We start from the raw sequence: 7,144 nt of genomic DNA, 5'->3' as shown, positions 1-7,144 counted from the left end.
CGGACCGCGGTCGGCAGCGGCGGGGAGCAGCGAGGCCAGCGGTGGGACGCGGGCCGACAGGGCGGCCAGCAGGCCGATCACCGCGGCCGCCGCGCCGCCCCGGGCGCCCGCGTCCAGCCCCACCAGCAGCGCTGCGGCGACCAGCGGCGCCAGCAGGCTGTCCGCCCCCAGCACCACCACGGCCGCGAACCACAGCAGGGAGCGGACCGGGTCGAACGCGGCCGGGTCGAAGGCCCGTACCCCCATCGCCAGCAGCCCGCCTCCCAGCGCGGCCAGCGCCGCGCCCGCCGTGAACGCGAGCAGCTTCCAGGACGGCACCGGGACGCCCGCGGCGGCCGCGCCCGTCTCGTGGTCCCGCATGGCCGCCAGCGCCCGGCCCGTGCGGCCCCGGCGCAGTGCCGCCACCGCCGCCAGGGCGGCCACCAGCAGGACCAGCTCCAGGAGGTAGTAGCGGCGGTCCGTCGTGAAGACCGCCGGGCGCACCACGGAGAGGCCGGCCGTGGCATAGGGCTGGGCCAGCACGAAACGGCTCACCGCCACGCCCACCGCCAGCGTCACCAGCGCCAGCGCGAGGCCCCGGCGGCGGATCGCGGGCCGGCCCGTCACCAGCCCCAGCGGCGCCACCAGACCCACCGCCACCAGCAGGGCCGGCAGCTCCGGCAGCCTCGGCGCACCCGGGAAGCGGCCCGCCGCCAGCAGGGCCGTGAACAGCGCGCCCAGGCCGGCGTAAGCCGCCTGGCCCAGCGAGATCTGCCCCGCCCGACCGGTCACCACGACCAGCGACAACAGGATCACCGCCAGGGCGGGGACCTGCACCGACGTCCGCAGGTCGACGCCCGCGAAGCCCAGCGGCAGCAGGAACAGCAGCGCCACCACCGCCCACACCCCGGGCGCCGCCCGCGCCCCCGCGGTCGCGTCCGGCGCCAGCGCGTCCCGCGGCCCCGACCGCACGGCCGGCGCCGCCAGGGCGACCAGCAGCAGCGCCACCACGAACAGGTTCGCCCCGACCGCCTGCACCAGCGGGCCCGCCCACCCCGACGGGTGGAAGCGCGTCAGCTGCGCCTGCCCCACGCCGATCGCCAGCGCCACGACCACCGCGACCGGCAGGCTCCGCATCCGCGCGGCCACCGCGACCGCGATCACCTCCAGCACCAGCAGCGGCAGTCCGTACGGGTCGAGCCGTACGTACGGGGCCAGCAGGACACCCGTCAGCCCTGCCGTGAACGAGCCGAACACCCACCCCGCCGCCGCGACCCGGTTCGCGTCGACGCCGTCCAGCGCGGCCAGCTCCCGGTTGTCGACGACCGCCCGCAGTTCCCGTCCCAGCCGCGTCCACCGCGTGGCGCCTCCCACCGCGCACGCCAGCGCCACGACCACCGCGAGCTGCGCCCACGGGTCGTCCCCCAGCAGCACCGGTGCGTCCGCCCGCGCCCCGCCGCCCCACACCAGCGCCGCACCGCCCACCAGCAGGACGAACACGCCGATCGCCGCCACCAGCGTGCGCGCCGGGTCCGCCCCCCGAACCGCCGCGGGCCGGAACACCACCCGGTCCAGGACCAGCCCGATCCCGGGGGCGACGACCAGCAGGGTCACGCAGGCCGCCGCCCACAGCGGCCAGTCCCACTCCACGGCGAACTGGCGCAGCACGTACGCGCAGACCATCGCGACGGCTCCGTGCGCCAGGTTGAGCACGCCCGTCGCGCGGTACGTCACGACGAGCCCGATGCCGGTGAGCGCGGCGGCGCTGCCGACGGCGAGTCCGGCGAGGACCAGCTGGTAGGTCAGCGAGCTCACGGCCCGCCCCCGCCTTCGTACGCGGAGCCCGCGCCCCCGTCCGCCGCACCGGAAGGCCCGCCCGCGGGGCCCTCGCCGCCGTCCGGCTCGCAGACCGGGCACGGGTCGAGGTCCGCCCCCGCCGCCGGCACCACGTCCGGCTTCCCGGCGACCAGAGGGCAGTCCGGGCGGTGCACCAGCGTGCCGCCCGGCACCCGCACCGGCGGCCCCTGCGACGACGGGCGGACGGGCGCCGTCGGCTCCGGCCGGGCCTCCTCCGGCTGCCGCGGCCCGGCGGGCGGGGCCGCGGCCAGCCACAGGGCCGCGAGCCACACCGACCCCGCCACCACCAGCGCCGCCCCCGGCACCGTGCTGGACGCGAGGTACGGAAGCTGGCGCTCCGCGAACCGTTCGCCCGACACCCCGTACCAGCCGAGGACGCACAGCACCGCGCCCCCCGCCAGGGCGGTGATCCCGGCCCACCACAACCGTCGCGGCATCCGAACCCCTTCGCGGCACTCCGCTGGCGATACATCCCGATTCCTTGCACTATGCCGGGGAACGCACTCTGTCCGCGTCCTTCGACTCCGGTGGTGAGCCAGATGGTCCACAACAGCCTCGGCAGGCGCCCGCGCACGGCAGCGCTGGCGGCCGCGGCGATCCTCCTCCTCACGCCGCTCGCCGCGGCCTGCGGTGACGACGGCGACGAAGCGCCGGGCATCACCCCCACGGAGATCGCCCCCACCACCGCGCGGCCCAACGGCACCCCGCCGGGTGAGGCACCCGCCGACGCCGAGGCCGCCCGCGAGGAGATCGAGGAGAACTGGGGGACCTTCTTCGCCCCGGAGACGACCGTGGACGCCAAGGTCGCGGTGCTGGAGAACGGGGAGCAACTGCGCCCCGTCCTCCTCGGGTTCGCCGCCAGCCCCCAGGCCCGGGACACCTCCGTCGAGATCACCGACATCACCTTCGTGTCGGACACCCGCGCGGAGGTCACGTACGACCTGATGGTCGGCGAGCAGACCCCGCTTCCCGCCGCGAAGGGCACCGCCGTGTACCAGGACGGCGCCTGGAAGGTCTCCCAGAGCACGCTGTGCGCGCTCGTGAAGCTCAGCGGCGACGCCACGGCCGTACCGGGCTGCTGACATCCCGTTGGAACGTCCTCGCGATCCGGCCGGTCCCCGCGCGGCGCCGTGCGGCACGGGGACCCGGCCGGGTGCCGCCGCCGCGGTGCGCGCCGCCCTGACCGTCGCGGTGCTGCTGCCGCTGCTGCTCGTGGCTGCCTGCGGCAGCCGCCTGCCGGAGAGCGACTTCGGGCCGCGCGGCGACGCCTCCCGCGCACCGGTACGGGTCGGCATCATCACGAGCGCCACCAGCCCCGTCGGCGGCGAGGCGTTCGTCGGCCCGCGCGAGGGCGCCCTCGCCTACTTCGCCGACCTCAACGCCGACGGCGGCCTCGACGGCCGCCCCGTCGAGGTCCTCACCTGCGACGACGGCGGCAGCGGCGTCGGCAACAACGCCTGCTTCACCGAACTGGTCCGGGAACGCGGCGTCTTCGCCCTCGTCGCGACCACGTCCCTCGACTACGCCGCCGCCCGCCGCGTGTCCGCGGCCGGGGTGCCCGACATCGGCGGCCAGCCGATCACCCCGGCGTACGACACCTACCCGCACCTGTACAGCATCTACGGCAGCTCCGCCCCCCGCACCGGCGCGGCGCCCGGCTGGAACGGCGTCCTCTACGGCGGCACCGAGGTCTACCGCTACTTCAAGGAGCGGCTCGGGGCGCGCACCGCCGGTGTCGTCGCGTACAACCAGAGCGCCTCCGCCGCGTACGCCGGGCTCATCGCCCGCGGGCTGGAGACCGAGGGCTACCGCGTCGTGCGCGAGACCGTCGACTTCGCCCTGCCCAACTGGCGGGCCGCCGCCGCCGACCTGCGCGCGCAGGGCGCCGACGTCGTGTTCGACGCACTCGACAGCCACGGCAACGCCCGCCTGTGCGAGGCGTTGGACGCGGTCGGCGCCACCCTCACGGCCAAGGTCACCAACGTGCAGAACTGGAACTCGGCGGTCCCGCGCGACTACGCCGACGCCCCGCGCTGCCGCAACGCCCTGTGGGTCACCGGCTCCAGCCGCAACCACGACGACCTCGCGCACCCGGCGGTGCGTGCCTTCCGCGAGGCCATGGACACCTACCGGGAGGGCACGTCCCTGCGCTCCCAGTGGCAGCTGGAGGGGTGGGCCGCGGCCATGTGGTTCACCGACGCGGCCCGCTCCTGCCTGGACGGCGGCGCCGGCGACCTGACACGGGACTGCGTCGAGCGCTTCCTGAACCGTGACGAGCCCTACACGGCCGACGGACTCCTGCTCCCGGCCCGCTTCCGCCACCTGGCGGAGCCCCCCGCCACCCGCCGGGCCTGTCTGTCCGTGGCGCGCTGGCGCGACGGCAGCGGCTGGGTCACGCAGGGCGAGATGACCGAGAACTGCGCCACCGTCCCCCAACTCGGCTACCGGCCATGACCACACGCGCCCACCTTTGGTCATGTGTGGACATGACCGACCAGTACAGTCCGTACCTGACCGACCATTCTTCAGGGGGACGCGGCAACGCGATGCGTATTTCCTTTCTGCTCCACAACGCGTACGGCATCGGGGGAACGATCCGTACCACCTTCAACCTCGCCGGGGAGCTCGCCCGGCGCCACGACGTCGAGATCGTCTCCGTCTTCCGGCACCGCGAGGAACCCACCCTCGGCGCTCCGGCGGGCGTCACCATGAAGCACCTCGTCGACCTCCGCAGGAACAGCCCCACGTACGACGGCGGCCACCCCGACTACACCAGGCCCGCCAAGGTGTTCCCGCAGGGCGACAGCCGCTGGAGGCAGTACAGCCGGCTCACCGACGCCCGGATCGCGGCCCACCTGCGGTCCGTGGACGCCGACGTGGTCATCGGCACCCGCCCCGGGCTGAACGTGCACATCGCCCGCCAGACCCGGCGCGGCACCGTCCGGGTCGGCCAGGAGCACCTCACCCTCGGCAGCCACGGCTACCGGCTGCGCCGGGAGATAGGTTTCCGCTACCCGCTGCTGGACGCCGTGACCACCGTCACCGAGGCCGACGCCCGCGCCTACCGCAAGGGCCTGAAGCTGCCCGGCGTCCGCATCGAGGCCGTGCCCAACAGCGTGCCCGCCCCCACCGTGCCGCCCGCCGACTCCACCGCCAAGGTGGTCGTCGCCGCCGGCCGGCTCACCAGGGTGAAGCGCTACGACCTCCTCATCGAGGCGTTCGCCAAGGTCGTCGCGGCCCGCCCCGACTGGCGGCTGCGGATCTACGGCGCCGGTGACGCCACCGGCAACGAGAAGAACGCCCTGCGCGCCCTCATCGAAGAGCGCGGGCTGCACAACCACGTCCACCTCATGGGCCCCGCCCACCCCCTCGAACCGGAGTGGGTCAAGGGGTCCGTCGCCGCCGTCACCTCCCGGCTGGAGTCCTTCGGCATGACCATCGTCGAGGCCATGCGCTGCGGCCTGCCCGTGGTCTCCACCGACTGCCCGCACGGCCCCCGCGAGATCATCGAGGACGGCGTGGACGGGCACCTCGTGCCGGTCGGCGACGCCGACGCCGTCGCCGAGGCGCTGCTCTCCCTCATCCAGGACGACGACCTGCGGCGCCGCATGGGGCAGGCCGCGCTCACCGCGTCCCGGCGCTTCGACCCGGACCGCATCGCACGGCGCCACGAGGCCCTCCTCACGGAGCTCGTCGAGCGCGGACCGGGCAGCGAGCGCGGCCGGAGCCGGAGCCGCACACGCGACCTGCTGCACCGGGCCCGCGGCGCAGTCCTCGACACGGCCTACGGCGTCCGCTACCGGGCCGCCGACACGCTGAGAAAGGGGAGGTCCGCATGACCGGGCACCACGGCGCCCCGCGCGCCGACTGCGTCGCGGACTCCGCAGGCGGCATCACGTTCGACATCGCGGACGCCGACGCCACCGAACCCGCCTTCGTGCTGCGGCTGCACGGCTCCGACCCCCCGGAGGAGACCCGGCTGCCGCTCACCCCGGCCGATGCCGGCCGCTTCCGGGCCGTCCTCCCGAGCACCGTCGAGCTGGCCGAGGGCCGGTGGGACGCCTACATCGGCCGGCGGTCCGTCGAGCCCGGCATCCGTGACGTGCGGGCGCTGGTCGAGCAGGTCCACGAGCCCGACGCCCCCGTCACCAGCCGCATCCCCTACCCCACCGCCGACGGCCGACTCGCCGTGCGCGCCTGGCTGCGCGACCCGCACGCCGAGGCCGGCGACGTCACGTTCGGCCCCGGCGGCTGCCGGGTGACGGGCACCCTGTACGGGGCGCGGCTGGGAGCCGGCGCGGTCGCGGAGGCCCGGCACGGCCGGCGCAGCCACCTCCTCCCCGTCGACGGCGAGGGCGACGCGTTCGCCTTCGCCGTGCCGTACGCGCTGCTCGCCGAACCGCCCGTCGACCGCCCGCGGATGTGGCAGTTGTGGCTGCGCCCCGCCGAGGACGCGGACGCGATGCGCGTCGCCCGCATCCTGGACGACGTCTGGGACCGCCGGAACGTGTACGTCTACCCCGAGCACCAGGGCGACGGATACCGTGCGACACCCTGCTACAGCACCGACAACGACCTCTGCGTCCGCGTCGCGCCCTGACCGCCCTGACCGCCCTGGTCGGTCGTGGACCGGGGCACCAAGGGGCGGCCGACGGCCCGTGCCCGCCCCGCCCGCGCCCCGAGGCTGCCCGTTGCCGCGCCAGAGTGCCCGGACTGCCCCTCCCCGGGCTCGCCGCGCTCGCCGGGCCCGGCGCCAGGGCCCTCGGCCCCGTCCGCCGGGGCCGCACCGCCCCCCTGGCCGCCCCGGGCGGCCGTCCTCCGCCGGTGCGGCCGGGACGCCCTCGGCGCGCCCGCGTGGCTGACCGGCCGCTCCGGTGTGCTCCGTGCCGGCATTCCCGGCTCCGGGCCGGTGCCGTATAGCCTCCGCGACCGGTCGGCGTGCCCGCTTCATGGTGCCTGCGGACCGCCCCGGCCCGGCCGTGCGTGCACGCCTTGCGGATATGTGCGAATGATGCGGAGAGCCCGTGAACCGGCTGCGACCCGAAGAGCGCGGTGAATCCCTACGGGCGAAATGCGGCGGCCCTTCGAATGAACAGCCCGCGCGCCTGCGGAAAGCACCGGAGAACTCCACCGAATCCCCCGGTCGACCGCGGACCCCTTTGTGACAGAGATGTGACACGCCCCCGACCGCGGGATGGCGGTGCTGGTGTACGGATGCGTACGGTGAACGGCATGGGATCGATACCGACCCCCCCAGGGGAACAGCCCGCCGACACGCCGGAGGCGTACGTCGGACTCGACGAGCGGA

General features: G+C 75.7%; 6 protein-coding genes. 4 read left to right on the top strand and 2 right to left on the bottom strand.

Annotated features, from left to right (window positions below; translation table 11 throughout):
* The coding region (locus tag BJP40_RS28915; protein ID WP_071283451.1) for an ABC transporter permease at positions 1 to 1,794 on the bottom strand (1,794 nt) is incomplete at its 3' end.
* Positions 1,791 to 2,273 carry a hypothetical protein gene (locus BJP40_RS28910; protein ID WP_226962703.1) on the bottom strand — a complete coding sequence of 161 codons (483 nt, stop codon included), beginning with the start codon at positions 2,271 to 2,273 and terminating at the stop codon, positions 1,791 to 1,793. The genes BJP40_RS28915 and BJP40_RS28910, both read right to left, overlap by 4 nt.
* A gap of 102 nt (positions 2,274 to 2,375) precedes the next feature.
* Between BJP40_RS28910 and BJP40_RS28905 the strand changes: the two genes are divergently transcribed.
* From BJP40_RS28905 to BJP40_RS28890, 4 genes are all read left to right on the top strand, one after another.
* Positions 2,376 to 2,918, top strand: coding sequence for a hypothetical protein (locus tag BJP40_RS28905; protein WP_079169596.1), 543 nt, complete (start codon positions 2,376 to 2,378; stop codon positions 2,916 to 2,918).
* An 85-nt stretch (positions 2,919 to 3,003) separates the two neighbouring features.
* Positions 3,004 to 4,290: an ABC transporter substrate-binding protein gene (locus BJP40_RS28900; protein WP_071283445.1), complete on the top strand. Its 1,287-nt coding sequence runs from the start codon at positions 3,004 to 3,006 to the stop codon at positions 4,288 to 4,290.
* A 92-nt stretch (positions 4,291 to 4,382) separates the two neighbouring features.
* Entirely contained in the window at positions 4,383 to 5,675 is a 1,293-nt protein-coding gene (locus tag BJP40_RS28895; protein ID WP_071283453.1) for a glycosyltransferase family 4 protein, read from the top strand.
* The gene (locus BJP40_RS28890; protein ID WP_071283442.1) at positions 5,672 to 6,436 is read left to right on the top strand and encodes a hypothetical protein; all 765 of its coding nucleotides are present in this window, start codon (positions 5,672 to 5,674) and stop codon (positions 6,434 to 6,436) included. The genes BJP40_RS28895 and BJP40_RS28890 overlap by 4 nt, the downstream gene beginning before the upstream one ends.
* Positions 6,437 to 7,144: the final 708 nt, after the last annotated feature.

Source organism: Streptomyces sp. CC53 (assembly GCF_001865245.1).
GTDB lineage: Bacteria > Actinomycetota > Actinomycetes > Streptomycetales > Streptomycetaceae > Streptomyces.
The sequence above is the reverse complement of the archived record's forward strand: the minus strand, read 5'-3'. Positions and strand labels throughout refer to the sequence as shown.